The sequence below is a fragment of the Tabrizicola sp. genome, assembly GCF_051645465.1.
In the GTDB taxonomy this organism is placed as follows: Bacteria; Pseudomonadota; Alphaproteobacteria; order Rhodobacterales; family Rhodobacteraceae; genus Tabrizicola.
The window spans coordinates 1-23,929 of the sequence record NZ_JBOFBI010000410.1 but is presented as its reverse complement, the minus strand read 5'-3'; the positions used below and the strand labels follow the sequence as shown (position 1 = coordinate 23,929).

The following is a 23,929-nucleotide window of genomic DNA, read 5'->3' as shown; positions in this document are numbered from 1 at the left end:
TCTCCTCTTGGGGGAGAGGGGTTGGGGGTGAGGGGGCCTAGCCCTTGAGAAGCGCCTTCAGGTCAGGGGCCGAGGCGATCACCTCCGCCGCGGGGCTCTTGCCCATCTCGATGAGCCGCTTGCCGACCATATAGGCCCGGGGGTCGTTCATCGCGTCGACCGCCAGCAGAGCATCCCCCCGGTAGTACCAGAAGCTCACCGCCTCACCCTCGCCCTTCCGGGTGACGATATGGTCGTACCCCGAGTTCAGCCCGGCAATCTGCAGCTTCAGGTCGAACTGGTCCGACCAGAACCAGGGCTTCGCCTGATAGGGCTCCCCCGCGCCCAGGATGTTCGCCGCCACCGCTTCGGCCTGGTCGATGGCATTGCCGACCGACTCCAGCCGGATACGCCCGCCAACCCAAGGGAAGGACGCACAGTCCCCCGCCGACCAGATCGCAGGATCGGAGGTCCGCCCCATCTCGTCCGTCGCAATCCCGTTGTCCAAGGCCAGCCCCGCCGCCTCAGCCAACGCCGTATTGGGCGTGATCCCCACCCCCACGATCACGAAGTCAGCCGGAAGTTCGCGCCCGTCCTTCAGCACCGCGCCCGTCACGCGGTCCTCTCCCACCAGCCGGTCAAGGCCGGTGGACTCCAGCACCGCCACCCCATGCACCTGATGCAAGGCACGCACATAGTCCGACGTTTCGGGCGAGGCCACCCGCTGCAGGATACGCGGCGCCATTTCCACAACCGTCACCGCAAGCCCCAGCTTCGACGCCACCGCCGCCGCCTCCAGCCCGATGTAACCGCCGCCCACGATGATCACCCTGCGACCCGGCCGGAACTCCCCCCGCATCGCGTCGACATCGGCCAGCGTCCGCACCGTGTAGACCCCCGGCAAGGCGCCCCCGATGGCCGCAGGCAGACGGCGGGGCGAAGACCCGGTGGTCAGCGCCAGATGGTCATACGCCAGCACCTCGCCCCCCACCGTCACGGTCCTGCCCGCCGGATCGATCGCCGTTACCGGCTGGCCCAACCTCAACTCAACCCTCTGCTCCACCCAGAAATCGGGCGAGCGGAGCCAGAGCCGGTCCTCCTCCATCTCTCCCAGCAGATAGGCCTTCGACAAAGGTGGCCGCTGGTAGGGCGGCGCAGGCTCGTCCCCCAGCATCACGATCTCGCCCGTGTGCCCAAGCGCCCGCAGCTTCGCGGCCAGCGCCGCCCCCGCCTGCCCGGCCCCGACAATCACCACGCGCATCGCGCTTCCCCCTCTGGCATGTTCCGCGCCGGACCCTATAACCCATGCTGAATAGGCGCAACGCGCAGGAAAAAGGGATCACCAGAATGACGATTGCAGTAGGGACGAAACTGCCCGAGGCCAGCCTTCTGAAGATGGGCGAAAACGGCGCGGAGGCCGTGTCGCTGTCAGACAAGCTCAAAGGCCGCAAAGTGGTGATCTTCGGCCTGCCAGGCGCCTACACCGGCACCTGCTCGACCGCACACGTGCCCAGCTTCATCCGCACTGCGGGCAAATTCGCCGACAAGGGCGTGGACGAGATCATCTGCGTGGCCGTCAACGACCCCTTCGTGATGAAGGCCTGGGGCGAGGCGACGGGAGCCACCGCCGCCGGGATCACCATGCTCGGCGACTCTGACTCCGCCTTCTCCAAATCCATCGGCATGACCTTCGACGTGCCGCAGCTGGGCTTCTTCGCCCGCTCCAAGCGCTACTCGCTTCTGGCCGAGGACGGCGTCGTGACCCAGTTCAACCCCGAAACCGGCACAGGCTGCGAAATCTCGGCCGGAGAGCATCTGCTGTCACAGCTTTAAGCAACCAACGACCGCTCGTCGTTCACTTCGTGTCCTCCTCGCAGGGGCGATCCTTCCGACGAGGAGACGAAGTCGAACGAGGAGGGGTCGCCTCAGCCCCCCGTCTCCGCGCAGTGCCGCCGGAAGGCCCGCTTCAGAAGCTCCAGCTCGGCCCGCAACAGGCTCAGCTCCGCCCGGATATCCTCGTCCAGCGGCTGGCCTGCGACCAGGGTGAACTGGGCCAGCACATCCCCGCCCGACCGCACCAGAAAGGTCTGCACCCCCCCATTGACCGCCCAGGCCGGGATCGGCACCCGTACCGCGAACCGCCCGGCCTTACCCGGCACCGGAGTGACCTCGACCCCCTCGATCGCCCGGTCGCCATGCAACGCCTCGATGACAGGCGCGGCACCATTGACCCCGCTCAGCGTGCCTTCCCAGACCCCGCCCGCGATCCGTGTCTCCGCCAGAGTAATCCCCGTCTTTTCAGCCATCTGACCCTCTAGAGCTCGGCGCGCGGACGGCGGCTAAGCACCACGTCGCGGATGTGGATGCGCGCCATCGAGACGTCGTTCAGGATCAGGTCCAGCCAGGCCCGCTCGATCCGCTTGTCGTTGATGTCGGCATAGGCCAGGTCGAACTCCGCCACCTTCACCCGCCCCTCGACCGGCAGATTGCTGACCGGCTGCGACAGGTTCGGCCCGTGCTTGATGTTCAGTCGGGCAAAGGCGCGGACCGGGCGGTCGCTGTCGATCACCAGCTCCGCCCGCACCAGATGCCGGGACCTAAGGCCGGCGACCGCGTCATCGGGCAGGTTCAGGGCCAGTGACAGAAACGAGCCCTTGAAGCCGAAGACGTCGATGGCCAGCCCAAAGGGCGCGCGGTCGCTCTCATCGCCGTTCCGCACCTGCCGCATGACCACCTCGCCCAGCGGGCAGTCATGGTAAAGCGCGAGGTTCTCGCCAATGGCCGTGCGCTGCCCCGCGGCGACCGCACCGGAGTCCGGCAAGGCCCCGCGCCAGCCCTCGGGACGCCAGGACCAGTCGGTGCCAAGCGGCATCTGCGGCAGGCCCCCGCCCAGGGCAGGCAGCGCCAGGCGGGTGTCGGCCGCCTGCAGCACCCGGTCAAGCCGACGCCGCATGCCCCGCGCCTCGGCGCGCAAGGCGCGCAGCTCAAAGCTCTCCAGCCCCGGTGCGGCATCGGCGACCCGCGCCCAGCGCTCGTCGGCCCGCCGCTGGTGCCAGCGATCCAGAAACTGCGCGATGCGGCCCATCGTGCCTTACTGGTCCATGTAGACGTGGCTTTCGCCCTTCGCGCCCGGATGCGTCACCGCCCCCCAGCGCGCGCCGCCGACCAGCCGCGCGAACTTGTGCACCGCGCCCGAGGTATAAGCCGTCTTGCGCGGTCCCTTCCACTCGGCCTTGCGTTTGGCAAGCTCTGCATCCGACAGGTCGACCGACAGTTCCCCGGTAAGGGCGTTCAGCGAAATGATGTCGCCGTTCTTGAGGAGAGCAATCGGCCCGCCATGCGCCGCTTCCGGCCCCACGTGGCCCACGCAGAACCCCCGCGTCGCGCCCGAGAACCGGCCATCGGTGATCAGCGCCACCTTCTTGCCCATGCCCTGACCGCTAAGAGCCGCCGTCGTCGCCAGCATCTCGCGCATCCCAGGGCCCCCAGCGGGGCCTTCGTTGCGGATGACGATGACCTCGCCTTCCTTGTATTCCCGAGCCTTAACGGCGGCGAAGGCGTCTTCCTCGCATTCAAAGACCCGCGCGGGGCCGCTGAAGACCTGCTCGGCATCGGTCATGCCTGCGACCTTCACGATCGCCCCGTCAGGTGCCACGTTGCCCTTCAGGCTGACCACGCCCCCCGTCTTGGTGATGGGAGAGCCGATGTGATAGATCACCCGGCCGTCCGCCTCGCCCTTGATCTCATCCAGGCTTTCGCCCAGCGTCTTGCCCGAAGCAGTCATGCAGTCGAGGTGGAGAAGGCCTTCCTTCGCCAGCTCCTTCATCACTACGGCCACACCGCCCACTTCATGCAGGTCCTTGGCCACGTACTTTCCACCCGGCCGCAGGTCGACGAAATAGGGCGTGTCCTTCATGCAGGCCGCCACGTCGAAGAGGTCGAAGTCGATCCCCGCCTCGTTCGCCAAAGCCGGCAGGTGCAGCGCCGCATTGGTCGACCCGCCCGTGCAGCCCACCACCCGCGCCGCGTTCTCCAGCGACTTCAGCGTCACGATGTCCCGCGCACGGATGTTCCGCTCGATCAGCGTCATCACCGCAACGCCCGAAGCCTCGCCATACTGGTCGCGTGACTCGTAGGGCGCGGGCGCGCTGGAAGAGTTCAGCAGCGCCAGGCCAATAGCTTCGGACACACAGGCCATCGTATTCGCCGTATACTGCGCCCCGCAGGCCCCGGAGGACGGGCAGGCCACCCGCTCCATGATCTCAAGTTCAGCCTCGGACATGGCGCCCGCCTGCACCTTGCCCACCGCTTCGAACATGTCCTGCACAGTGATGTCGCGGCCCTGATAGCGGCCCGGCAGGATCGACCCGCCATAGATGAAGACCGACGGCACGTTCAGCCGCACCATCGCCATCATCATCCCCGGCAGGGACTTGTCGCAGCCCGCAAGGCCCACGATCGCGTCATAGCAATGCCCGCGCATCGTCAGCTCGACCGTGTCAGCAATCGCATCCCGGGACGCCAAAGACGATCGCATCCCCTCATGCCCCATGGCGATACCATCGGTCACGGTGATCGTGGTGAACTCACGCGGAGTGCCGCCGCCCTTCTTCACACCCTGCTTCACGATCTGCGCCTGACGGTTCAGCGCGATGTTGCAGGGGGCCGCCTCGTTCCAGCACGTCGCAACCCCGACCCAGGGCTGGTGGATCTCTTCCTCGGTGATCCCCATCGCATAGAAATAGCTGCGGTGAGGCGCACGCGCCGGACCTTCGGTCACATGGCGGCTGGGAAGTTTCGACTTGTCGAAACGCTGGCTGGTCATGGCGGCTCCTTGCGGGACGTGGCTTGGCCCGCAGGGATAATGGCCCGCCCGGCAAGGGGCAAGCCGAATTGGCAGGGTCTCAGCCGTCCGTGCCGCCGATTGCGACAGTCGCGCTTTGCATCAGCCCGTCAACCTGCAGGCGCAGGCCGTTGATGAAGCTGACATAGCTTTCCAGCGGGCCAGCAAGCGCCGGGATCATCCTCGCCAGCATGTCGGCGCTGCCATAGACCGCAGCACCCAGGATGGCGATGGTCAACACCAGAAGGAAGCCGCTCCGGAAGCTGCTCCGCCCCTCTGCGGCAACGGGCACGGCCTCTGCACCCTGCTCCTCGGTCTGTTCGGCGGGCCGGAGGGTCGAGTTGATCTCTTCTACGTCAGGCAAAAGCGTGCGACGCGCCGAGGGCTTGGTGTCGGAGTCGTCCGAGCTGACGACTTCAAACTTCTTGGCCGGGGCGGCGGCTTTCTTGCCCGCGGGAACAGCAGCATCCAGCCCAAGGTCGGTCTGCGTTTCCAAGGGCTTGCCGTCGGCCTTGCGGGCGTGGGCCTCACGTTCGGCCTCCTCGCGCAGGATCGCGAGTACGGACTCGTCAACCGCATAGGCGGCAGGTTCCTTGGCTGCAGCAGCCGCGGCTGCCGCAGCCACAGCTGCTGCGGCCACTGGCGCTGCCACCAAAGGCGCATCATCCGCGTCGTCGTCCAGATCGGGCAGAACCGTCTCGGCCGCATCCGCCGCCGCCGCTGCAACGGTCTCGGCTGGCGGCTCCTCGGCAACCGGCTCCTCTGAGGCAGTCTCGGCGGCCGCGGGCGTATCCGACGCCGGCTCTGCCGAAATCGTCGTCTCGGCCACGGTTTCTGCCGCCACCGTTTCCTCGGCCACGGTTTCTGCCGCCACCGTTTCCTCGGCTACCGGTTCAGCGGGCGCCTCGGCGACAGCCTCGGGTTCCTGGACATCCGCAACGGGTTCTGTCGGCGCTTCGGCGGCACTCTCATCAGGCTCGGCCACCTCAGCTTCGGCCTTCACCACCTCATCATCCTTGGCACCAGTCTCGGCGACGGGCTCCGGAGCAGGTGGCTCAGGCTCAGCCGCAACGGGCTCTGGCGCCGGGGCCACAACTTCCGCAGCAGCAGGCGCAACCGCCGCGGCTTCGGTCGATTGCTCGGCCGAGACAGAACGCTGCCGCATCTGAAACCACGCATGCCCGCAGTTCGCGCACTGGACATCGCGCCCGGTCTCGGGAATCGCGTCCTCGGGCACCTCGTACTTGGCCTCGCAGTTTGGGCAAACCAACCGCATTGTTGTCCCTCAGCCTATTCTGGTCACCTCGTCAGGTTGTAATCCCTAATTCCTGTTGTTCCAAGGCCTTGTCGCGCACCCTTTTACAATCGTTCAACCCTGTGCGATGGAAAGCGCAGTGTCGGCGGAATGCCTTCGCCCCAGACGCCCCGAACCGGACCGCAGAGGACAGCCGTGATCACCTTCGAGAACGTGGCCTACAGCTATGGCGGGGGTGAGCTTCTGTCGGATGTCTCACTGCGCCTTGCCCCCGGTTCCTTCCACTTTCTGACCGGCCCGTCAGGCGCCGGAAAGTCCACTTTCCTGAAGCTCGCCTACGCCGAGCTTCTGCCCACCTCTGGCCGCGTCACCCTCTTTGACCGCGACGTGACCTCGCTTTCGCGCGACGATGTAGCCCGCACCCGCCGCCGGATCGGGATCGTGCATCAGGACTGCAAGTTCCTTGACCACATGTCGCTTGCCGCCAACATGGCGCTGCCGTTCACCGTCTCGGACCGCGAAAGCGACCGGCAGGACATGGATGACCTTCTGGGCTGGGTCGGTCTCAAGCACCTTGCCGACGCCCTGCCCCCGCAGCTTTCGGGCGGCGAACGTCAGCGCGCAGCCCTCGCCCGCGCCGTGATCGTCGACCCGGACGTGATCCTGGCCGACGAACCCACCGGCAACGTCGACTGGGAAATGTCGCTTCGCATCCTGACGCTCCTGGTCGAGCTGAACCGCATGGGCAAGACAATCCTCGTCGCCACCCACGACCTGAACCTGATCCGCCAGGCCAAGGCGCAGATCCAGGCCCGCGTCCTGCGCATCTCGAAACACCGCATCCAGCTGGCGGGGGCCGACCTGTGAGGTTCCCGAAAGCCAAACCGGCAAGCCCCGTTACCCGCGCGCTTCAGGTGGTGCCGCCGTCAGGCCCGACAGCCTGGCTTACGACCTTTACCGCAGGCGCAATGACCTTCCTCTGCGTCTTCGCCCTTGCCCTGTCGCTCGCCTCCGGTCGCCTCGCCGACCGCTGGTCCGAAGCGCTGGCCCGCACCGCCACGATCCGCCTGTCCGCCCCCGCCGAACAGGTACAGATCCAGACCGACGCCATCCTCTCTGTCCTCGCCGCCACGCCCGGCGTCGCCAGCTTCCGCGCCATCGACGACGCCGAGACGCGCGACCTTCTGGAACCCTGGTTCGGCCCGGACCTCCCCATCGAGGCCCTGCCCATCCCCCGCCTCTTCGAAGTCGTGGAAGCCGAACCGCCTTACGATTCCGAAGGCCTCCGCCTCCGCCTTGCCGCCGAAGCTCCCGGCGCGGTCCTCGACGATCACACCCGCTGGCGCCGCCCCCTGGCCGAGGCCGCCGAGCGTCTCCGTTTCCTTGGCGTCCTCTCCATTGCCCTGATCGGCGCCGCCATGGCCGCCATGATCACACTCGCCGCCCGCGCCGCCCTTGCCACCAATGCCGAGGTGATCCGCGTCCTCCGCCTTGTGGGCGCCAAGGACAGCTACATCGCCCGCGCCTTCGTCCGCCGCTTCACGCTCCGCACCTTTGCGGGCGCAGCGGTCGGTGCCGCCGCAGGCCTCGCCGGTGTCGCCGCCCTCCCCGCCGCCGACGCCGCCGGGGGCTTCCTGACCGGCCTCGGCTTCACCGGCACGGGCTGGCTTTGGCCCTTCGTCCTGCCACCCTGCGCTGCTATCGTCGCCTTCATCGCCACCCGCCGCGCCGCCTTCCAGAAACTGCGAGAGCTTACATGACCCCGATCCGCTGGCTTCTCTCGCTCCTCTTCATCGTCCAGATGTATCTCGCGATGGCCGTCATCGGTCTCGTCTTCCTGCCCTGGGCGCTCGTCTCACCGAAAGGAGCACGCGCCGCCTGCAAAACCTACTGCCGCTGGGTGATCTTCACCCTCCGCCTCATGTGCGGTCTGCGCTGCGAGGTCCGCGGCCTGCCCCCCGACGTCGAAGCCGTTGTCGCCGCCAAGCATCAAAGCTTCCTCGACATCATCCTGATCTTCAATGCCGTCCCGGCAGGCAAGTTCATCATGAAGCGGCAGCTCATGTTCGCGCCCATCATCGGACAATACGGGCTTCGGATCGGCTGCGTCCCGGTCAACCGGGGCAAGCGAGGCGCGGCGATCGCCAAGATGAAGGCCGACGTGGCCAAGGGCGCCGCCGAACCCGGCCAGTTGATCATCTACCCCCAAGGCACCCGCGTCGCCCCCGGTGCAGTCAAACCCTACAAGGTCGGCACCGGCGTTCTCTATGAACAGCTCGGCCAGCCCTGCTACCCCGTAGCCGCCAACGTCGGCGTCTTCTGGCCCAAACGCGGGATCCTGCGGAAACCCGGCCTCGCCGTCGTCGAATTCCTGCCCCCGATCCCGCCAGGCCTGCCCGTCGCAGATTTCATGACCCGGCTCGAGGAAGAGGTCGAAACCCACTCCAACCGCCTGATGGCCGAGGCAGGGTTCAAGGCCTGACAGCGCGCGATGAACGACCCTCCCGCCAAACCGCTCGTCTGTCGATGGCTTCCCTTGAACCGCGACATTCGGAACCGTAGTGCCGCTCCGCAAAGCGCCGCGACTGCAGAGCACCTGATCGCCAGCCGACCCGACCAGCCTTAGCCCCGAAGCTGCCATCGCGCCCGTTCGCCCAATGCCCGATCGAACGGCTGCTTCTCGGCCCTTGTCCCGCAAAAACAACTTTGCAAGCTTGCCGCCATGCGACAGACTGCCATGGGAGTTGCGAGGCACTTGGGTAGGATAATCCATGGCGTTTCAATACGATTGGTTCTCGCATAACATCCGGCGATTTGAGGCGCAGCTTATGCATCTCGCTGGAACGCCCTGCCGCGTTCTTGAAATCGGCTGCCATGAAGGCCAAGCGACCTGCTGGATGCTCAGAAAGATAGCGACCCATCAGGACTCTTCAATCGACTGCATTGATATTAGAACGAACGAGAATTTCTGGCCAAATGTTTCGGAGACAGGTGGACTGAATAGAGTCACCCTGTATCGCGGCTGTTCATTCGAAATGATGTTCAGGTTGCCGCTATTGCACTACGACTTCGTCTATGTTGATGCGTCACATTGGACACAGAACGTACTGGAAGACGGTGTTCTGGGGTTCAGGTTGCTCAAGGTAGGGGGCATCATGGCTTTTGATGATTATAATTGGGATGATGAACGCTTCAATCATTATGGGCGTCCCAAGCCATCCATCGATTTCTTCCTGCAAGCATATGCCGATTTGATTGAAATCAAGGAAAGAAGCTCTCAAGTATGGATCAGGAAGCTTTTGTCCGTTCACCCTACACCCGTTTACAAGACGATATCTTGACTGGTGCTGAGCTTCCTCTGCCGCCACTGCCTTTGCATCAGAGCCCAAGGTTGGTCGGCCCATTCCCGCATGCGCAGTTCCTGAGCATGGTCGATCTCCAAAGAAGCATCAAGGCGCCAAGCTCTATTGTGGGTGACCGGCAATCCTTCGGCAAACACCGGTAGGCCCCGAACGTCGTAGCCGTTCCGCTGGGCGGGGTCGGTCGATCACGCCGATCCGCTGCCCGGCAATGACACCCCCTGTTGCTCAGGCCTCTGCCCTCTGCCAAAGTCGCGCGAAGCCAAACGACAGGTCCGACCCATGGGAACCACGGCCGACACCATCGACCGCCTCCTCGACACGCTTGCACCCCTGCCGCTCACCTCCCGCAAGATGTTCGGCGAGTACGCGCTTTACCTTGACGGCAAGGTCGTGGCGCTGGTCTGCGACGATCTGCTCTACCTCAAGCCCACCCCCGGCGCGACCGCGGCCCTTCCCGACTGCCCCACCGGCTACCCCTATCCCGGCGCAAAGCTTCATCTCCTCGTCACCGACGCGCTTGATGATCCTGACCGGGTGATCTCGGCGTTGAAAGCCGTTGCCGCCGATCTTCCGGCACCAAAACCCAAGAAGCCCAAAACTTGATTCAAATTGTCTTTCTCTTCTCCAAATATCCCACGGGGGGTCCGGGGGGTGTGAAACCCCCCGGGGCCAGCCAAGAAGCGGAGCGCCCATGACCTGGATCACCACCCTCGAAGACCTCCACGCCCATTACGGGACACCCGGCGAGGCCGCGACCGTCAAGGTCACCGACTACCTCACCCCCGCCTACCGCGCCTACCTCGACCGCGCCCGCTTCTGTATCCTGACGACTGTCGGGCCCGAGGGCACCGATGGCTCGCCAAGGGGCGACGAAGGCCCCGTTGTCTCCATCCTCGACCCCCGCACCCTCGCGCTGCCCGACTGGCACGGCAACAACCGCATCGACAGCTTGCGCAACATCGTCCGCGACGGGCGGGTCAGCCTCATATTCCTGATCCCCGGCTCGAACACCGCGATCCGCATCAACGGCACCGCAAGGCTCACCACCGACGACCCCCTCCGCGCCCGGTTTGAACGTAACGGCAAACACCCCCGCAGCGTGATCGTCATCCAGATCGGCGAGGTCTACTCCCAATGCGCCCGCGCCCTCATCCGCTCCGCCCTCTGGACCAGCGGCGACCAGTCGGCGGGCCTGCCGACCGTCGGCGACATGCTCCGCGAGATCACCGAAGGCGGGATCGACGGCAAGGCTTACGACGCGGAATGGCCCGGCCGCGCCGCAAAGACGATGTGGTGACCGGGTGGCCCGCCTGCGACTTCGTCACTCCTCGCAGTCCGTTCCGACGAGGAGACGAAGTCGAACGAGGAGGGGGGCCTCAACTCAGCGGACAGTCCGCCACCTCAAGGTCCAGCGCCAGCTTGGCTTCCGGCCCATACCCCAGCCCCGAGACGTTGATGTAAAGCGCTCCGGTCTCGGCCCAGATCTCGGTCACCTTCATCGTCGTTCCGGCGGGATCGATCGCGACCTTCTCGAACAAGGCGCACTCCGTCTCGAACTTCAGCACATAACCGTTGAACTTCGCCTCATAGAACCGCCCGATCCCGCTGCGGGGATAGCTCAGCTCGATCCGGGTCGGCCCGATCTCGACCGTCACCGGCACGATGTCCAACCCACCGGTCAGCCCCTCCGGCTCCAGCCCGAACTCGACGCCCTGACCGACCATCACCGTCCGCCCCCGCGCCTGCACAAAGGGCTGCTCGCGGATATCCCAGGTCTCGACCGTGAAGGTCACCAGCCGACCTTCCAGCGTCCCGGCCGAAACCGGCAGGGCCATGAGGCTGCAAAGGATCGCCGCCCGCATCATGCGAATTTCAGCGCCGCAATGCCGGCGATGATCAGCCCGATTCCCGCCACTCGCATCGCACTTACCGGCTCGCCGAACAGATAGACCGCGGCGATCGCCGTCCCAACCGCCCCGATGCCCACCCAGACCGCGTAGGCTGTGCCCACCGGGATGTCCTTCATCGCGATGCTGAGAAGATAGAAGCTCGCCAGCGCCCCGATCACCGTCAGGACCGACGGGATCGGCTTCGAGAACCCATCGGAGTACTTCAGCCCCAGCGCCCAGCCCGTCTCCATCAGTCCTGCGATCAGGATGACCAGCCAAGGGTTCACGCCGCCAGACCCTTCGACCCCATCTCGATGAACTTCTGCCGCCGGTCGCGGATCAGCGCCTCCGGCTTCTTCGACACAAGCTCGGCCAGCATCGCCTCGATCGCCTTGCCCACCGCGTCGATCGCCTCCTTCGGCTCCCGCTGCGCGCCGCCCAGCGGTTCCTTCACGATCCGGTCGATGATCCCAAGCTTCTGCAGATCCTGCGCCGTCAGCCGCAACGCCTCGGCCGCCTCACGCATCTTCTCGGCATCCTTCCACAGGATCGAAGCGCAGCCTTCGGGCGAGATCACCGAATAGATCGAATGCTCCAGCATCGCCACCCGGTTCGCCGTCGCAAAGGCCACCGCCCCGCCCGAGCCGCCCTCGCCGATGACGACGCTGATCAAGGGCACGCCAATCGTCAGGCACTTCTCGGTCGACCGCGCAATCGCCTCGGCCTGGCCCCGCTCCTCGGCACCCTTGCCGGGATAGGCCCCCGCCGTGTCGATCAGCGTGATCACCGGCAGCCGGAACCGGTCTGCAAGGTCCATCAGGCGGATCGCCTTGCGGTACCCCTCGGGCCGGGCCATGCCGAAATTGCGCTGTATCCGGCTTTTGGTGTCGTTGCCCTTTTCATGCCCGATCAGCACCACCGGCTGGTCCTTGAACCGCGCAAGACCCCCGATCACCGCATGGTCGTCGGCAAAAGCCCGGTCGCCTGCCAGCGCGGTGAATTCGGTGAACAGCGCCTCGACATAGTCCTGGCAATGCGGCCGGTCGGGGTGCCGCGCAACCTGGCACTTCTGCCACGCGGTCAGGTTCTTGTAGAGATCGCGCAGCGCCACTTCGGCCTTCCGGTCCAGCGCCTCGGCCTCTTTCGCCACATCCATCCCCGGGTTGGTTTTCCCCATCGCGCGCAGCTCTTCGGCCTTGCCTTCGATGTCGGCGAGCGGCTTTTCAAACTCAAGGTACTGCATGCGAGGCTCCCGGAAGCGTTGCCTCTATATGACCAGCCGTGATGCGAAGTGCAACTCGCGCGGGCGGCCGCGAAGACAGGCCGTCAGCTTTCCGCCGCCCCGCCATCCAGCGCGATCAGATGCGCCACACCGTCCCGCCCGCATGAGAGCTTGCCCGCCACCTTGCTGTCAGGGCTCACCACCCGCCAGAACGGCACCACCTCGTCCAGCCGCTTGCCTTCGTCCAGATCGCGCAAGGCCACCTCGGACACGACCTTGAGGTAAATCGCCGTCGTCACCGGACACATCGCCAGCGCCCCCGCCTTCCGCGCAAGCTCATTGCGAAGCCGGTCGATCGTCCGCGTCTCGCCCGGCGGGATCTTCGCGATATAGGCCGCGATGTCGCCGGGAGACGAGATCAGCATCGTATTCCCAGCCTTCACCCCGGCGAAATCCGTGTGCAGCGTCACCACATGCGGCGGCTTGGCCGCGTTGAAGCGCTTCCGCCAGTCCGTCGGCTTCTTCTTCGCCTCAGCCATGCCTCACCCCTCCACCCGCGCCTTCAGGGCCGCAAGATAGGTGGCGGCAAATTCCTCCGGATCAAACATCAACCGCGAGATGACCCGTCCGAAAGCCGAAGGCACCGTCGCCCGCTCCACCACGGCAATCCTTGTGCCACCCTCGACGGGCTCCAGCACCGCCTCCCACTCGCCGCTGTAACCCCATCTCGAGATGAAGCGGAACCGGACACGCTCAAGGGTCATTTCCTCGACGAAAAGGCTGATCCGCTCGCCCGAGGTCGTCACCTCGATCCACCCATCCCCACTGCGCTGGACGCTCTCGATCTCCGGGCGCCATTCCGCCTGCGCCTCGACGTCCTGCAACACCGCCAGCACCGCCTCGGGCGGGGCCGCGATCACCAGCTCGGCCCGGCCCTCGCGGGTGGCAGGCATCATCCAGCCCGCCAGAAAGACCAACGCGGCCAGACCCACCAGGGCGCCCGCAATCCAGATCAGAACCCGCATCTCGTCCTCCCGTTCAAGGCATGCATCAATATAGCAACTGGCCCCTCCCGCCGGGAGTATGTCAGAAAAACACACGCAAAATGAATGCCTTGAATGAAATTCCTGCCCAATCAGCCGATTCTGCAGACACCCGCCCCCCAACTCGGCAAGATTTGTGCAGCCCCGCTATGCAACGATTTCCGCGGAAGAGCAGAAAGACCAACCCGAATGACCAACGCGAATGAAAAGCGGCTCCTGCGCGTCCTGGACCACATCCACGACAACCCCGCCGGGGACCTGTCGCTCGATGCGCTCTCGGATATCGCGGCGATGAGCCGGTTTCACTGGCACCGCGTGTTCCGTGCAATGACTGGGGAAACCATGGCTCAGGCCGTGCGCCGCATCCGGATGCACCGCGCCTCGTACTATTTGGTGATGACCGACCGTCCGATTGCGACCATCGCCACCGAAATCGGCATGCCGAACCTTGCCAGCTTCAATCGCACCTTCACCGATCACTTCGCCATGTCTCCTTCTGCCTTCCGCAAGCGGGGCGAGCTGCGCCCTTATGTCCGCAACCAGATACAGGAGATCACGCTCATGCACCCCGTCACCATCCGCACCGAACCCCCGCTGCACCTGGCCGCCGTGCCGCACAAAGGCCCCTACTTCGAGATATCGCGTGCCTTTCAGAAGCTTTCTGCGGTCATGGCCAGCCGCGACCTCTTCAGAAAGTCGGGGCGCATGGTCGGCGTCTTCTACGACGATCCGCAGTCCGTCCCGGCGCCCGAGTTGCGCAGCCACGCCGCGTTCGAGCTGACCGGAAAGGCCGATCTCTCCGACCCGCTAGAGGCCGTCTCGCTTCCCGGAGGGCGGCACGCTGTCCTCACCTACAAAGGTCCCTACGCCGGGCTTCCCGCCGCCTACGACCAGCTCTACGGCGCCTGGCTGCCCGGCTCAGGCGAAGAACCGGCCGAGACCCCGTCCTTCGAGGTCTACCTGAACTCACCCATGGACACCGCGCCCGAGGATCTGGTGACCGAACTCCACCTGCCCCTGAAATGACCGCTGCTCCCCCGCCAACCCCCGAGGTCGCCGCCGTCTTCGCGGCGGCCTCGCCCGAAGCCAGAGAGGGCCTTCTGGCCCTCCGCAGCCTCATCTTCACCGTCGCAAGCCAAACCCCCAGCGTCGGCCCCCTGACCGAGGCGCTGCGCTGGGGCCAACCCGCTTACCTCACGCTGGAAAGCGGCTCCGGCTGCAGCCTGAGGATCGGGCCTGCACCACAGGGCTTCGGACTTTTCGTCCATTGCCAGACCTCGCTCATCGAGGACTTCCGCGCCGGCCCCGGTGCTGCGTTCCACACGTCCGGCACCCGCGCCGTCCTGTTCCAAAGCGCGGACGAAGTCGATCAAGGCGCAATCGCCCCTTTGATCTCCCGCGCGCTTACCTGGCACAAAAGGGCGCGCTGAAGCGCGACCTAGACGTCGGCTCGCTTGCCGACGCCGGTCTCCGCATCGCCGCAGTCAGTCGACCACGATCCTGGCGGGATCCGCCTCATCGAGCTGAACCTCGATTAGCCGGTCGATGGCCTGGCCAAGCAGGGTCTTCATCATCTCGTCCAGATGCAGATAGCCGGGCGCGTTCAGATGATAGGGCGGAAACCACGGGCACCCTTCCCGGTCTACCCCCAGCTTCGCTTGGGCCACCGCTCCTCCGTTCAGCGTTACGGGGTCCTGAAATTCCGGCCCCCGCAGAAAGAAGACCTGCGAGATCCCTCTTCCTGACAGCGCCCATCGGACCGGTCCACCAGTATTGTGCAGATAAAGGACAAGCGGGCCATCCCCGGCCACCTCCACGGCAATCTCCCTCGACGACTTCCCCGAATACCGCTGTGGGCCATTTTCCGTGACGTTCACGACCACGATCTCGGCCCCGTCGGGCAGTTCCATCTGCCGACAGTCGACGCCCCGCTCCACATTGTCCGCCCGCTGGGCCGACAGGAACAGCTCTCCATCCGGTTCTGGCATGCCTAGGCTTTGGTCCCTGCAATACGGGCCCTCAAGGCTCTCTGGCCCGGCAGGCTCTCCCGCTCGGTCCAACTCCAGAAAGCAGGTCCTGTAATCATCGTTCCCATTCATCTCGGGCAGCGGCGCGCCAGCACCCAGAAGATACGTGCTCGACGGGCTGTCCGCGGGCAGCCTGAACGCCCGAGTCACCACATAGTCAACTTGCGGCACGAACAGGAAATCCGGTGTGAACCGTGTCCGGTAGCGCGCGCTGAACGCCTCGGCGTAGGCATTTACGGCCTCCGCAAAGCCGGGGTCTCCGGGTGCCAGCAGCGCGCCCGAGGCGACTAAAGCGTTCAGCCCGGCCTGCCCCGTCGGCTGATCATATGTTTCCGCCGCTCGCAGCGAGACTACGCTGGTCGGATCGACGGAGACCGGCTGGTCGGAGTATTCCGGCGTCACAACGCCAACTGGCCAAGCCGGCGTCGACTCTTGTCCAGGGAGTGGCTCAAACGAGAAGGCTGATGGCTCGACAAATGCATCAGCTTCCAGCCGTCCCTGTTCCGGCTCAGGATGAAATGTCACCTGGTCCGACGGCCCTGACCCAAACCACTGCGATGCTGTGCAGGAATACGCCATCCGCGTGCAGGATGTTTGTTGAACCACATCCAATGCCGAAAGGTCGGGATCGGTGAAGAAGACTCGATCCTCTGGAATGCCGATCACCCCCGCCGCCCACGGCCCAAGCGAGGTCGCCCCCAACACAATGACCCGAGACACGCTGTCCGTGTCCCCCTCGATGTTCCAGATGATCTGGCGCCAGGATTCCAGCACCAGATAGTGCTGCTGGTCGCTCGGTTCGATCCTGACCGTGGCAAAGACCGTGGCCTCGGTCGGCGCGCCCACATGAACCGAGGCGCTTGGCAGCCAACCGTTTGCCGAAACCACGGTGACGGACTCCGAAGCCTCTGGTATCGGGATCGTACAGCTGGGAAAGTGATGGTCCTCTAAGCTTGGCCCCAAGCACGCAGCCGCCTGCTGGGGAAAGGTGGCGCATAGGGCAACCAAACCGAACGCGCCTGCGATCTTGAAACATCTGAACACAATGGCTCCTCTTCCAAGATATCGCCGTCCGGCCTCCTCATCGCCCATGCATTCACGTGGCGCAAGCGCGGCAATGGTTAACAAAGTGCCGAATGTCTGATTGGAATCAAAACTGATCAATCTTTTCAAACGGTTACGAAGCTGTCCCACCGTGGGACGCTGAGAAGACCCTACCGGCTCGCCTCATGCTCCAGCCGCTGCCGGGCGATCGACTCGTGTTTCTCGGCCTTCATCTGGTCATGGAAGGCCTGCTCGACATAGGCCAGATGCGCCACAACCGCCCCCCGGGCCGCCTCCGGGTCGCGCGCCTGGATTGCCGTGTTCATCCCCCTGTGCTGGTCCAGAAGCTGATCCCGCGTCATGCGGTTCCGGAACAGCAGCTGCCGGTTGTAGAACACCCCCTGCCGCAGGAGGTCGAACATCGACCGCAGCATGTGCAGCATGATCACGTTGTGGCTCGCCTCGATGATCGCCATGTGGAACTCGGCATCCAGCTGCGCCTCGTCCGTCGGGTCGCGCTTCTGGTGCGCGGCCTCCATCTTGCGAAAGATCGTGTCGATCACCTTCAGATCGGTCTCAGATCCCAGCTCCGCCGCCCGCCCGGCCGCCAGCGCCTCCATGTCGCGCCGGAACGCGATGTAGTCGAAGACCGCCTCGTCATGCGTGGAGAAAAGCTGCGTCAAAGCGGGCGAAAAGGCCGAGCCCAGAACATCGGCGACAAAGATGCCCGACCCGGCCCGGCTGACCAGAAGGCCCCGCTCCGCCAGCTCGGCGATCGCATCGCGCAAGGAAGGCCGCGACACGCCAAGCTTCTCGGCCATGTCGCGCTCGGAAGGCAGCCGCTCCCCCGGATGCAGAATGCCGCGCAGGATCAGCTGTTCGATCTGACGAACGACGGATTGTGAGAGCTTTTCGGACGTGACTTTCTGGAATGGCATGGCGGACCCCGATGATTGGTCCGAAATTATTACCGATTTGCCGGAATCACAATGAAAAAGGGGCCAGAGAAGCTCTGGCCCCTTCGCAATCTCGCGCCCGGATCAGTTGGTCGGGCGGATGATGATCTCGACCCGGCGGTTCTGCGCGCGGCCATCCGGGGTCAGGTTCGACGCGATGGGCGAGTCCTCGCCCCGTCCGAAAGCCGCGATCCGGTTGCCCGGCACGCCACTGTCGCGCAGGATGCCCGCGACCGAGACCGCCCGGCGCTGCGAAAGATCCTGGTTGTAGGCGGCGCTGCCCGTGTTGTCGGTATGGCCGATCACCTCGATCCGGCTGTTCGGATACCGCAGAAGGCTTGCGGCCACCGTGCGGATATCGCCGGCCAGGTCGGGCCGGACCGACGCGCTGTCGGTTGCGAACAGCAGGTCCTGCGGCATGTTCACGATCAGGTATTCGCCCGTATTCGTGACCGAAATGTTCGAGCTCAGCGAGCCGCGCAGTTCGGCCGCCTGGCGGTCAAGGTCCGCGCCGATCAGCGCGCCCGTGCCTGCGCCCAGGGCACCACCGACAAGCGCCCCTTTCAGTTCGTCTCCGTCGCCCGAAACTGCAACACCCGTCGCCGCCCCGATCAGACCGCCGATCACCGCGCCGCTCTTGGTGCGCGCGTTCGGGTCATTGGGGTAGGCATTGGGATCGACACAAGCGGTCAGAAACAGCGTACCGGCCGCAGCCAGGATCAGGGGGGTCTTCATCATCATTGCTCTCGCCTCGTGAGTGTGGCCCGTTCGGGGCTCGTGCGACCTTATACCAACGCGCGGGGAAGACTTACAGCCCCGACCCCGGCCCCCGTCGGGTCGGCAGGCTTCCGCCAATCACATGCCCGTCCGCGCCGCCTCCCAGGCCAGCATCGCCCGCTTCCGCGGCAGCCCCCAGTGATAGCCGCCAAGCCCCCCGTCCCGCCGAAGCGCGCGGTGGCAGGGGATCAGAAACGAGATCGGATTCCGCCCCACCGCCGTCCCAACCGCCCGGTGCGCCGTAGGGTGGCCGATGGCGCCGGCGATATCCGCATAGGTCGTGACATGCCCCGTCGGGATCGAAAGCAACGCCTCCCAGACCTTGATCTGGAACGGCGCCCCGATCAGGTGGAGCGCCGCCGGAGACCCCCCGAAAGCCGCATCGACCATGGGCCGGATCGCCACCGGATCCTCGACGAACGCAGCCTTCGGCCAGCGGCCCACCAGATCCTCCATCGCGGCCTCGGCCCCGGTCTCATCGGCAAAACCCATGCCGCAGATGCCCTTTTCGGTCGCCATCACCAGCGCCGGGCCGAACGGGCTTTCAAACCAGCCCCAGCGAATCTCCAGCCCCTCGCCGCCCCGCGCGTAATCGCCGGGCGACATCGCCTCCCAGGTCAGGAACAGATCATGCAATCGCCCCCCACCCGACAGCCCCGTCTCATGCGCCGCCGCCAGAACCGTGTGGCGTTCCGAAAGCAGCCGCCGCGCGTGGCCCAGAGTCAGATACTGCTGATAGCGCTTGGGGCTGACACCCACCCACTGGCTGAACACCCGCTGAAAATGCGCCGGGCTCATCCGCATCTTCGCCGCCAGGTCTTCCAGCGTCAGCGCAGGTCCTTCGTCGTCGATCACCCCCAGCGCGCGGGCGATCACCTGATAGTGGTAGGCAGGGGAAAGGTCGGTCATGGGCGTATCTCCTTCCCGCCGAACATAGGGGCCACGGCCAGCCCCCGCGACCCGGATAATGCGCATCCGGTTTCCAGACTTGAGCGGCACTCGCCGCCATGCTTCAACCGTCTGGCACCGGACGGAGGCCACGCATGCGACTGAAGACCCTGACCCTGATCGCCTCACTCGCCACCCCGACCTTCGCAACCGCTGAAACCCGCTGCGGCTGGTACGACAACCCCACGCCGGGGAACGTCTTCTTCGATGACGCCGATGGCTCCTGGACGATTTCAACGCAGGGCGGGCCCGAGGCGCTCGGCTTCGGTGACGCCTACACAACCAACTTCGACGACCGCGAGCGCGTCGTCACCAACGCCGGAAGCTATGGCTACAGCTGCGCCTGCGTCCACGGCAAGTTTGGCCCGGTCGGCTCCGGTGAGGTGCTGAAGGTCACCCGCCTCGAAGGCCTGCCACTGTCGCAATGCGTAAACGACCCCAAGCTTCCCCCGCCGCCCGGCTAGTAAGGTTGCCACACCACCACCCGCCAACATGTCCGAAGTGCAGTACTAAGCCATCAGGTATCATGAAGACCCAAGCCCTCACTCTGATCGCCGTCCTGATCACCCCTCCAGCGCTTGCCGAAACCGAAACCCGCTGCGGCTGGTATGCCGACTATCTGTCGTCAAACATCACCCTGTACGACGCGGACAGCTTCTGGACGATTTCGACCTATGAAAGCACACCCACGCCGGGTTTCGAGGAGGCTTACACGAAGCAATTCCACGACCGGGAGATTGTCGTGACCGATGCTGGCTCGCGCTCCGGATACAGCTGCGCCTGTGTCGTTGGTGAGTTCGGTCCGCCCGGATCAAGGAAGGTGTATGCCATCTCCCGCCTGAAAGGCCTGCCGCTTTCGCAATGCAAGAACGACCCGAAACTGCCCCCAGACCCCAGTTTTGCGGGCTAGCCAGCGGTTGCTGCCGCGCTGGCCGGAAAGGCGCTGTTCCAGCCGCACCAGGCCAAAGCCGTGCCTGCAGAGCGGACACTTCGCATCGGGTCTCACGTACTTGAGCGCCACCAGCCCGCATGTTCTAACCCCCCAACCCTGATCGGAGTTCGGAATGCAGCGCAAAATCCTCACCCTGATCGCCACGCTGATCACCACCCCCGCGCTCGCCACCGCGGAAACCCGCTGCGGCTGGTACTTCGACTACCTGTCGGCGGGGGTGATCTTGTTGGTCGACGCGGACGCCCACTGGTTGATTATGCCGAATGGCGGCGAGCCTCCACCGGGGTTCGAAACAGCCTACACGCTCGCATTCGACAATCGCGAGGAGCAGTTCGAAAGCATAAGCTACGACAACATCAACTTCTTAGTATACCGATACAGTTGCGCCTGCATCGACGGTGAGTTTGGCCCGATCACGTCAGAAGACGTGATTGCCATCACCCGCATGAAAGGCTTGCCGCTTTCGCAGTGTTTCAACGACCAGAACTTACCCATGCCACAACTTGAAGGCTAGCCAACGGTTGCCACACCACTACCGCGCTGGCATGAAGGACGTATGGCCAGACAGCTCCCCTATTCCACCCTGAAGCACATCTTCGCCCGGTTCGCCGAGGCCGAGCCGCATCCGAAGGGTGAGCTTCACCACACCAACGCCTTCACCCTTGTCGTGGCCGTCGCGCTTTCCGCCCAAGCCACCGACGCGGGCGTCAACAAGGCCACCGCCAAGCTCTTCCAGATCGCCGACACGCCGGAAAAGATGCTGACCCTCGGCGAAGACGGCCTTATCGAACACATCAAGACCATCGGCCTTTTCCGCAACAAGGCCAAGAACGTCATCAAGCTCTGCCGCATCCTGATCGACGACTACGACGGTCAGGTCCCCTCCTCCCGCGCGGCACTGCAATCGCTGCCCGGCGTGGGCCGGAAGACGGCAAACGTCGTCCTCAACATGTGGTTCCACCACCCCGCCCAGGCCGTCGACACCCATATCTTCCGCGTCGGCAACCGCACCGGAATCGCCCCCGGCAAGGACGAAGTTGCCGTCGAACGCGCCATCGAAGACAACGTCCCCGCCGAATACCAGCAGCACGCGCACCACTGGCTTATCCTGCACGGGCGCTATATCTGCGTCGCGCGCAAACCGAAATGCGGCATCTGCCCGATCGAGGCCTGGTGCCAATACGAGGAAAAGACCGCATGAAATCCTATCAGGTCGTCGGCATCGGCAACGCCATCGTCGATGTCATCTCATCTGCGGATGACAGTTTCCTCGATCTCATGGGGATCCAGAAGGGCATCATGCAACTGGTCGAGCGTGAACGGGGCGAGATGCTCTATGCCGCGATGACCAACCGCAAGCAGGCCCCCGGCGGGTCCGTCGCCAACACCCTCGCCGGGCTTGGCAACCTCGGCCTTTCCACCGCTTTCATCGGCCGCGTCCACGACGACGCGCTTGGCCGCTTCTACGCCCGCACGATGGCCGACGAAGGCACCGACTTCGTGAACGCTCCCGTGCCAAGCGGAGAGCTTCCGACCTCCCGCTCGATGATCTTCGTCTCGCCCGATGGCGAGCGTTCGATGAACACCTACCTCGGCATCTCCTCGGAACTCGGCCCCGACGACGTGTCCGACTCTGTGGCTGGCAGCGCCGAGATCCTCTTCCTCGAAGGCTATCTCTACGACAAGCCCAAGGGCAAACAGGCCTTCGAACGCGCCGTCGACCTCTGCCACAAGGCCGGAGGCAAAGCCGGCATCGCCCTCTCCGATCCCTTCTGCGTCGACCGCCACCGCGACGACTTCCGCCGCCTGGTCAAGTCGCTCGACTATGTGATCGGCAACCAGCACGAATGGGCCTCGCTCTACCAGACCGACCTCTCCGCCGCACTTGAACAGGCCGCGAGCGACGCAGGCCTCGTCGTCTGCACCCGCTCCGGCCATGACGTGATCGTGGTGCGCGGCGACGAACAAGCCGTCGTCCCGGTGAAACGCGTCGTCCCCGTCGATGCCACCGGAGCAGGCGACCAGTTCGCCGCCGGCTTCCTCTACGGCTACGCCACCGGCCAGTCGCTCGCCACCTCCGGCCGCATGGGCTGCGTCGCGGCAGCCGAGGTGATCAGCCACTTCGGCGCCAGGCCCGAGACCGACCTGAAACAGCTCTTCCGCAAGGAAGGCCTGATCTGAGCCGGGCGGCCCCCCTGTCATCTCCGCGAAGGCGGAGACCCAGCGAGCCGTAGGGTGGGTGCCAACCCACCAGGGTTCGGTCAGATTCGCGGCGGCTTGTTATGTAAATTCAATTGGTTATGAAGGATGTGGTGGGTTGGCGCCCGCCCTACGGCTCGCTGAGAACATCATTATTAATTCCTTCCGGAATGCCGTGCAAACCCTCAAGGCCAGTGGCTTTGCTTCCCATGATCAAACCTCCTTCAGCCGGACGAGACGGCGAACTTTCAGCCCCGCTCGCTTGATTTCGCCAATCAGTTGATCCGAGAAGTACATGTCGATCCCATGGAACTTCCTCGTCTCACACCAGAGATGAGCTTTGCCAAAAATAGCCTTCGAGAATGCGAGACCGGCGAAGCACTTCGGGTCCGCTAAGCACCGTGATGAGAACCTCCCATCGCTGGTTCTCTCCCAACTCTTTTCACTGCTTTGTTCAGGACAGAAGCTGTGAATGTATTGGCCCGGAATAAATGTGTAATAGGTTCCAGAATAGGGTTCGTCATTGGGGCCGGTGATGCGAAGCGGCCGAAAGTGATGAACCCCGGGTTCCAGCCGCTCGATGATGTCCTTCATCGGCTGATCGACGCTGTATGGTCCTTCGTTCATGAACAAAGAGTTCAGAGCAGAGTATTGGCGTTCTGTTTGATAGGCAGTGGGCCATTCGTGATCGGCGGGCAGATCGATCTCGGGAAGATCGGGAAGAAGCCTTTTTCCAGGCTCTTCGTGGAATTTCAGAGAAACAAAAAGTGTGTATAAAGCGCTGCGATTGCCATATTTCGCCTTTTCCTCGGGCGGCAGTTGGTCGAAGTGCGCGACCAGCCTCTCTTTGTAACCCGGGCTCGAACTCATGGGGCGGTGGCTACCAAAGCTCCCACTTCTTATCGTCAGTCCCCAAACCATCTCATCTCTCCTTTATCGCCGCCGCCCGTCGCGCGATCTTGCCTGCACCACGGGTCAGTCGCACGCGTCAATCCCTAACAAAGACCTAACGCGCGTAACCAATTGAATTTCCTTAGATCAAACCCGTGACCAACCGTGGGTCACGCTTGGCCCGCACTCGCCCCGCGCGACCCGCCCATCTTCTCTATCAGCTCCTTCTCCACAAGCCCCCCGATCTGCGGATGCAGCCGCAGCTCGCCTTCCTTCACTACCTGGGCAAAGTTGGCGATCGCCCGGCCCGCCGTCTTCCGGTCTGCTGCTATCACGTCCAGAAGCCAGTTGATGGACCCGCTCTGCCAGCCAGTGCAGGGTGGGTGCCAACCCACAAATCCAACCGCAGCCATCGGATTTCTCATAACAAATTTCGATCCGCGAACGTGGTGCGGCCCTGACCCACCACCCCCCGCCCATAACGCCCCACCCAACCCAACCCCCTAACAACTCCCTAACGCCCCCATAACCCCTTGAAATCC

At 64.5% G+C, this 23,929-nt stretch carries 30 protein-coding genes and 1 pseudogene; 14 read left to right on the top strand and 17 right to left on the bottom strand.

Annotated elements, in window-relative coordinates:
* Positions 1 to 37 precede the first annotated feature (37 nt).
* Complete coding sequence (locus ACRCSW_RS24895; RefSeq protein ID WP_438708341.1) at positions 38 to 1,240, bottom strand: NAD(P)/FAD-dependent oxidoreductase; 1,203 nt, start codon at positions 1,238 to 1,240, stop codon at positions 38 to 40.
* 86 nt (positions 1,241 to 1,326) lie between these two features.
* On the opposite strand from ACRCSW_RS24895, the gene ACRCSW_RS24890 reads away from it, so the two are divergent.
* Positions 1,327 to 1,812 (top strand): peroxiredoxin, encoded by a 486-nt coding sequence (locus ACRCSW_RS24890; RefSeq protein WP_438708340.1) that lies wholly within the window; start codon positions 1,327 to 1,329, stop codon positions 1,810 to 1,812.
* A 92-nt stretch (positions 1,813 to 1,904) separates the two neighbouring features.
* Here the strand turns inward: ACRCSW_RS24890 and ACRCSW_RS24885 are convergent, their stop codons facing one another.
* The 5 genes and pseudogenes from ACRCSW_RS24885 to ACRCSW_RS24865 all read right to left on the bottom strand — a co-directional run.
* The gene (locus ACRCSW_RS24885; RefSeq protein WP_438708339.1) at positions 1,905 to 2,285 is read right to left on the bottom strand and encodes a hypothetical protein; all 381 of its coding nucleotides are present in this window, start codon (positions 2,283 to 2,285) and stop codon (positions 1,905 to 1,907) included.
* 8 nt (positions 2,286 to 2,293) lie between these two features.
* Positions 2,294 to 3,064, bottom strand: a complete 771-nt coding sequence (locus ACRCSW_RS24880; protein WP_438708338.1) for a DUF6478 family protein — start codon at positions 3,062 to 3,064, stop codon at positions 2,294 to 2,296.
* A 6-nt stretch (positions 3,065 to 3,070) separates the two neighbouring features.
* Positions 3,071 to 4,804: a dihydroxy-acid dehydratase gene (gene ilvD / locus ACRCSW_RS24875; protein WP_438708337.1), complete on the bottom strand. Its 1,734-nt coding sequence runs from the start codon at positions 4,802 to 4,804 to the stop codon at positions 3,071 to 3,073.
* Positions 4,805 to 4,883: 79 nt separating this feature from the next.
* A complete protein-coding gene (locus ACRCSW_RS24870; protein WP_438708360.1) occupies positions 4,884 to 5,987 on the bottom strand; it encodes a hypothetical protein in 1,104 nt (367 codons plus the stop codon).
* 15 nt (positions 5,988 to 6,002) lie between these two features.
* Positions 6,003 to 6,098: pseudogene (locus ACRCSW_RS24865) on the bottom strand (zinc-ribbon domain-containing protein); the annotation flags it as partial.
* A gap of 174 nt (positions 6,099 to 6,272) precedes the next feature.
* On the opposite strand from ACRCSW_RS24865, the gene ACRCSW_RS24860 reads away from it, so the two are divergent.
* The 6 genes from ACRCSW_RS24860 (at position 6,273) to ACRCSW_RS24835 (ending at position 10,736) form a co-directional block, all read left to right on the top strand.
* Entirely contained in the window at positions 6,273 to 6,944 is a 672-nt protein-coding gene (locus ACRCSW_RS24860; RefSeq protein WP_438708336.1) for a cell division ATP-binding protein FtsE, read from the top strand.
* Positions 6,941 to 7,837 (top strand): cell division protein FtsX, encoded by an 897-nt coding sequence (locus ACRCSW_RS24855; RefSeq protein WP_438708335.1) that lies wholly within the window; start codon positions 6,941 to 6,943, stop codon positions 7,835 to 7,837. Before ACRCSW_RS24860 ends, ACRCSW_RS24855 begins: the two co-directional genes overlap by 4 nt.
* Positions 7,834 to 8,559 (top strand): lysophospholipid acyltransferase family protein, encoded by a 726-nt coding sequence (locus ACRCSW_RS24850; protein ID WP_438708334.1) that lies wholly within the window; start codon positions 7,834 to 7,836, stop codon positions 8,557 to 8,559. The genes ACRCSW_RS24855 and ACRCSW_RS24850 overlap by 4 nt, the downstream gene beginning before the upstream one ends.
* Before the next feature lie 289 nt (positions 8,560 to 8,848).
* Positions 8,849 to 9,418 carry a class I SAM-dependent methyltransferase gene (locus ACRCSW_RS24845; RefSeq protein ID WP_438708333.1) on the top strand — a complete coding sequence of 190 codons (570 nt, stop codon included), beginning with the start codon at positions 8,849 to 8,851 and terminating at the stop codon, positions 9,416 to 9,418.
* A gap of 300 nt (positions 9,419 to 9,718) precedes the next feature.
* The gene (locus ACRCSW_RS24840; RefSeq protein WP_438708332.1) at positions 9,719 to 10,042 is read left to right on the top strand and encodes a TfoX/Sxy family protein; all 324 of its coding nucleotides are present in this window, start codon (positions 9,719 to 9,721) and stop codon (positions 10,040 to 10,042) included.
* An 88-nt stretch (positions 10,043 to 10,130) separates the two neighbouring features.
* Positions 10,131 to 10,736: a pyridoxamine 5'-phosphate oxidase family protein gene (locus tag ACRCSW_RS24835; RefSeq protein WP_438708331.1), complete on the top strand. Its 606-nt coding sequence runs from the start codon at positions 10,131 to 10,133 to the stop codon at positions 10,734 to 10,736.
* A 79-nt stretch (positions 10,737 to 10,815) separates the two neighbouring features.
* Here the strand turns inward: ACRCSW_RS24835 and ACRCSW_RS24830 are convergent, their stop codons facing one another.
* The 5 genes from ACRCSW_RS24830 to ACRCSW_RS24810 form a co-directional block, all read right to left on the bottom strand.
* Positions 10,816 to 11,304: a hypothetical protein gene (locus ACRCSW_RS24830; protein ID WP_438708330.1), complete on the bottom strand. Its 489-nt coding sequence runs from the start codon at positions 11,302 to 11,304 to the stop codon at positions 10,816 to 10,818.
* Positions 11,301 to 11,615: a DMT family transporter gene (locus ACRCSW_RS24825; protein WP_438708329.1), complete on the bottom strand. Its 315-nt coding sequence runs from the start codon at positions 11,613 to 11,615 to the stop codon at positions 11,301 to 11,303. The genes ACRCSW_RS24830 and ACRCSW_RS24825 overlap by 4 nt, the downstream gene beginning before the upstream one ends.
* Positions 11,612 to 12,571, bottom strand: a complete 960-nt coding sequence (locus tag ACRCSW_RS24820; protein WP_438708328.1) for an acetyl-CoA carboxylase carboxyltransferase subunit alpha — start codon at positions 12,569 to 12,571, stop codon at positions 11,612 to 11,614. Before ACRCSW_RS24820 ends, ACRCSW_RS24825 begins: the two co-directional genes overlap by 4 nt.
* An 83-nt stretch (positions 12,572 to 12,654) precedes the next feature.
* On the bottom strand, positions 12,655 to 13,089 hold the full coding sequence (locus ACRCSW_RS24815; protein ID WP_438708327.1) for a hypothetical protein: 435 nt from the start codon (positions 13,087 to 13,089) through the stop codon (positions 12,655 to 12,657).
* A gap of 3 nt (positions 13,090 to 13,092) precedes the next feature.
* Positions 13,093 to 13,575, bottom strand: coding sequence for an SRPBCC family protein (locus tag ACRCSW_RS24810; RefSeq protein ID WP_438708326.1), 483 nt, complete (start codon positions 13,573 to 13,575; stop codon positions 13,093 to 13,095).
* 207 nt (positions 13,576 to 13,782) lie between these two features.
* Here ACRCSW_RS24810 and ACRCSW_RS24805 point away from each other — a divergent pair, with 207 nt between their 5' ends.
* Positions 13,783 to 14,619, top strand: coding sequence for an AraC family transcriptional regulator (locus ACRCSW_RS24805; protein ID WP_438708325.1), 837 nt, complete (start codon positions 13,783 to 13,785; stop codon positions 14,617 to 14,619).
* Positions 14,616 to 15,023: a DUF1801 domain-containing protein gene (locus tag ACRCSW_RS24800; RefSeq protein WP_438708324.1), complete on the top strand. Its 408-nt coding sequence runs from the start codon at positions 14,616 to 14,618 to the stop codon at positions 15,021 to 15,023. Before ACRCSW_RS24805 ends, ACRCSW_RS24800 begins: the two co-directional genes overlap by 4 nt.
* 54 nt (positions 15,024 to 15,077) lie before the next feature.
* On the opposite strand, the gene ACRCSW_RS24795 is transcribed toward ACRCSW_RS24800, so the two are convergent.
* The 4 genes from ACRCSW_RS24795 to ACRCSW_RS24780 form a co-directional block, all read right to left on the bottom strand.
* Positions 15,078 to 16,508 carry a hypothetical protein gene (locus tag ACRCSW_RS24795; protein ID WP_438708323.1) on the bottom strand — a complete coding sequence of 477 codons (1,431 nt, stop codon included), beginning with the start codon at positions 16,506 to 16,508 and terminating at the stop codon, positions 15,078 to 15,080.
* A gap of 326 nt (positions 16,509 to 16,834) precedes the next feature.
* Positions 16,835 to 17,602 (bottom strand): FadR/GntR family transcriptional regulator, encoded by a 768-nt coding sequence (locus ACRCSW_RS24790; protein ID WP_438708322.1) that lies wholly within the window; start codon positions 17,600 to 17,602, stop codon positions 16,835 to 16,837.
* 102 nt (positions 17,603 to 17,704) lie between these two features.
* Positions 17,705 to 18,361 carry an OmpA family protein gene (locus ACRCSW_RS24785; protein WP_438708321.1) on the bottom strand — a complete coding sequence of 219 codons (657 nt, stop codon included), beginning with the start codon at positions 18,359 to 18,361 and terminating at the stop codon, positions 17,705 to 17,707.
* A 114-nt stretch (positions 18,362 to 18,475) separates the two neighbouring features.
* Positions 18,476 to 19,306, bottom strand: coding sequence for a methylated-DNA--[protein]-cysteine S-methyltransferase (locus tag ACRCSW_RS24780; protein WP_438708320.1), 831 nt, complete (start codon positions 19,304 to 19,306; stop codon positions 18,476 to 18,478).
* A 134-nt stretch (positions 19,307 to 19,440) separates the two neighbouring features.
* Between ACRCSW_RS24780 and ACRCSW_RS24775 the strand changes: the two genes are divergently transcribed.
* The 5 genes from ACRCSW_RS24775 to ACRCSW_RS24755 all read left to right on the top strand — a co-directional run bounded on the left by ACRCSW_RS24775 (position 19,441) and on the right by ACRCSW_RS24755 (position 22,478).
* Complete coding sequence (locus ACRCSW_RS24775) at positions 19,441 to 19,809, top strand: DUF4087 domain-containing protein (protein WP_438708319.1); 369 nt, start codon at positions 19,441 to 19,443, stop codon at positions 19,807 to 19,809.
* Between the two features lie 62 nt (positions 19,810 to 19,871).
* On the top strand, positions 19,872 to 20,255 hold the full coding sequence (locus ACRCSW_RS24770) for a DUF4087 domain-containing protein (RefSeq protein ID WP_438708318.1): 384 nt from the start codon (positions 19,872 to 19,874) through the stop codon (positions 20,253 to 20,255).
* A 154-nt stretch (positions 20,256 to 20,409) separates the two neighbouring features.
* Complete coding sequence (locus tag ACRCSW_RS24765; RefSeq protein ID WP_438708317.1) at positions 20,410 to 20,811, top strand: DUF4087 domain-containing protein; 402 nt, start codon at positions 20,410 to 20,412, stop codon at positions 20,809 to 20,811.
* Positions 20,812 to 20,853: 42 nt separating this feature from the next.
* The gene (gene nth, locus ACRCSW_RS24760) at positions 20,854 to 21,498 is read left to right on the top strand and encodes an endonuclease III (protein WP_438708316.1); all 645 of its coding nucleotides are present in this window, start codon (positions 20,854 to 20,856) and stop codon (positions 21,496 to 21,498) included.
* The gene (locus ACRCSW_RS24755) at positions 21,495 to 22,478 is read left to right on the top strand and encodes an adenosine kinase (RefSeq protein WP_438708315.1); all 984 of its coding nucleotides are present in this window, start codon (positions 21,495 to 21,497) and stop codon (positions 22,476 to 22,478) included. Before nth ends, ACRCSW_RS24755 begins: the two co-directional genes overlap by 4 nt.
* A gap of 231 nt (positions 22,479 to 22,709) precedes the next feature.
* On the opposite strand, the gene ACRCSW_RS24750 is transcribed toward ACRCSW_RS24755, so the two are convergent.
* Together ACRCSW_RS24750 and ACRCSW_RS24745 are read right to left on the bottom strand one after the other, a co-directional pair.
* Complete coding sequence (locus tag ACRCSW_RS24750) at positions 22,710 to 23,417, bottom strand: imm11 family protein (protein ID WP_438708314.1); 708 nt, start codon at positions 23,415 to 23,417, stop codon at positions 22,710 to 22,712.
* A gap of 140 nt (positions 23,418 to 23,557) precedes the next feature.
* Positions 23,558 to 23,800, bottom strand: a complete 243-nt coding sequence (locus ACRCSW_RS24745; protein WP_438708313.1) for a hypothetical protein — start codon at positions 23,798 to 23,800, stop codon at positions 23,558 to 23,560.
* Between the last annotated feature and the right edge of the window lie 129 nt (positions 23,801 to 23,929).

Coding starts and splice junctions, on each gene's coding strand:
- ACRCSW_RS24750 (WP_438708314.1), bottom strand. CDS start 23,417: ATGGTTTGGGGACTGACGATAAGAAGTGGGAGCTTTGGTAGCCACCGC.
- nth (WP_438708316.1), top strand. CDS start 20,854: ATGGCCAGACAGCTCCCCTATTCCACCCTGAAGCACATCTTCGCCCGG.
- ACRCSW_RS24820 (WP_438708328.1), bottom strand. CDS start 12,571: ATGCAGTACCTTGAGTTTGAAAAGCCGCTCGCCGACATCGAAGGCAAG.
- ACRCSW_RS24885 (WP_438708339.1), bottom strand. CDS start 2,285: ATGGCTGAAAAGACGGGGATTACTCTGGCGGAGACACGGATCGCGGGC.
- ACRCSW_RS24810 (WP_438708326.1), bottom strand. CDS start 13,575: ATGCGGGTTCTGATCTGGATTGCGGGCGCCCTGGTGGGTCTGGCCGCG.
- ACRCSW_RS24790 (WP_438708322.1), bottom strand. CDS start 17,602: ATGCCATTCCAGAAAGTCACGTCCGAAAAGCTCTCACAATCCGTCGTT.
- ACRCSW_RS24755 (WP_438708315.1), top strand. CDS start 21,495: ATGAAATCCTATCAGGTCGTCGGCATCGGCAACGCCATCGTCGATGTC.
- ACRCSW_RS24870 (WP_438708360.1), bottom strand. CDS start 5,987: ATGCGGCAGCGTTCTGTCTCGGCCGAGCAATCGACCGAAGCCGCGGCG.
- ACRCSW_RS24780 (WP_438708320.1), bottom strand. CDS start 19,306: ATGACCGACCTTTCCCCTGCCTACCACTATCAGGTGATCGCCCGCGCG.
- ACRCSW_RS24770 (WP_438708318.1), top strand. CDS start 19,872: ATGAAGACCCAAGCCCTCACTCTGATCGCCGTCCTGATCACCCCTCCA.
- ACRCSW_RS24830 (WP_438708330.1), bottom strand. CDS start 11,304: ATGATGCGGGCGGCGATCCTTTGCAGCCTCATGGCCCTGCCGGTTTCG.
- ACRCSW_RS24815 (WP_438708327.1), bottom strand. CDS start 13,089: ATGGCTGAGGCGAAGAAGAAGCCGACGGACTGGCGGAAGCGCTTCAAC.
- ACRCSW_RS24775 (WP_438708319.1), top strand. CDS start 19,441: ATGCGACTGAAGACCCTGACCCTGATCGCCTCACTCGCCACCCCGACC.
- ACRCSW_RS24880 (WP_438708338.1), bottom strand. CDS start 3,064: ATGGGCCGCATCGCGCAGTTTCTGGATCGCTGGCACCAGCGGCGGGCC.
- ACRCSW_RS24785 (WP_438708321.1), bottom strand. CDS start 18,361: ATGATGATGAAGACCCCCCTGATCCTGGCTGCGGCCGGTACGCTGTTT.
- ACRCSW_RS24890 (WP_438708340.1), top strand. CDS start 1,327: ATGACGATTGCAGTAGGGACGAAACTGCCCGAGGCCAGCCTTCTGAAG.
- ACRCSW_RS24840 (WP_438708332.1), top strand. CDS start 9,719: ATGGGAACCACGGCCGACACCATCGACCGCCTCCTCGACACGCTTGCA.
- ACRCSW_RS24850 (WP_438708334.1), top strand. CDS start 7,834: ATGACCCCGATCCGCTGGCTTCTCTCGCTCCTCTTCATCGTCCAGATG.
- ACRCSW_RS24895 (WP_438708341.1), bottom strand. CDS start 1,240: ATGCGCGTGGTGATTGTCGGGGCCGGGCAGGCGGGGGCGGCGCTGGCC.
- ACRCSW_RS24765 (WP_438708317.1), top strand. CDS start 20,410: ATGCAGCGCAAAATCCTCACCCTGATCGCCACGCTGATCACCACCCCC.
- ACRCSW_RS24845 (WP_438708333.1), top strand. CDS start 8,849: ATGGCGTTTCAATACGATTGGTTCTCGCATAACATCCGGCGATTTGAG.
- ACRCSW_RS24835 (WP_438708331.1), top strand. CDS start 10,131: ATGACCTGGATCACCACCCTCGAAGACCTCCACGCCCATTACGGGACA.
- ACRCSW_RS24805 (WP_438708325.1), top strand. CDS start 13,783: ATGACCAACGCGAATGAAAAGCGGCTCCTGCGCGTCCTGGACCACATC.
- ACRCSW_RS24800 (WP_438708324.1), top strand. CDS start 14,616: ATGACCGCTGCTCCCCCGCCAACCCCCGAGGTCGCCGCCGTCTTCGCG.
- ilvD (WP_438708337.1), bottom strand. CDS start 4,804: ATGACCAGCCAGCGTTTCGACAAGTCGAAACTTCCCAGCCGCCATGTG.
- ACRCSW_RS24745 (WP_438708313.1), bottom strand. CDS start 23,800: ATGGCTGCGGTTGGATTTGTGGGTTGGCACCCACCCTGCACTGGCTGG.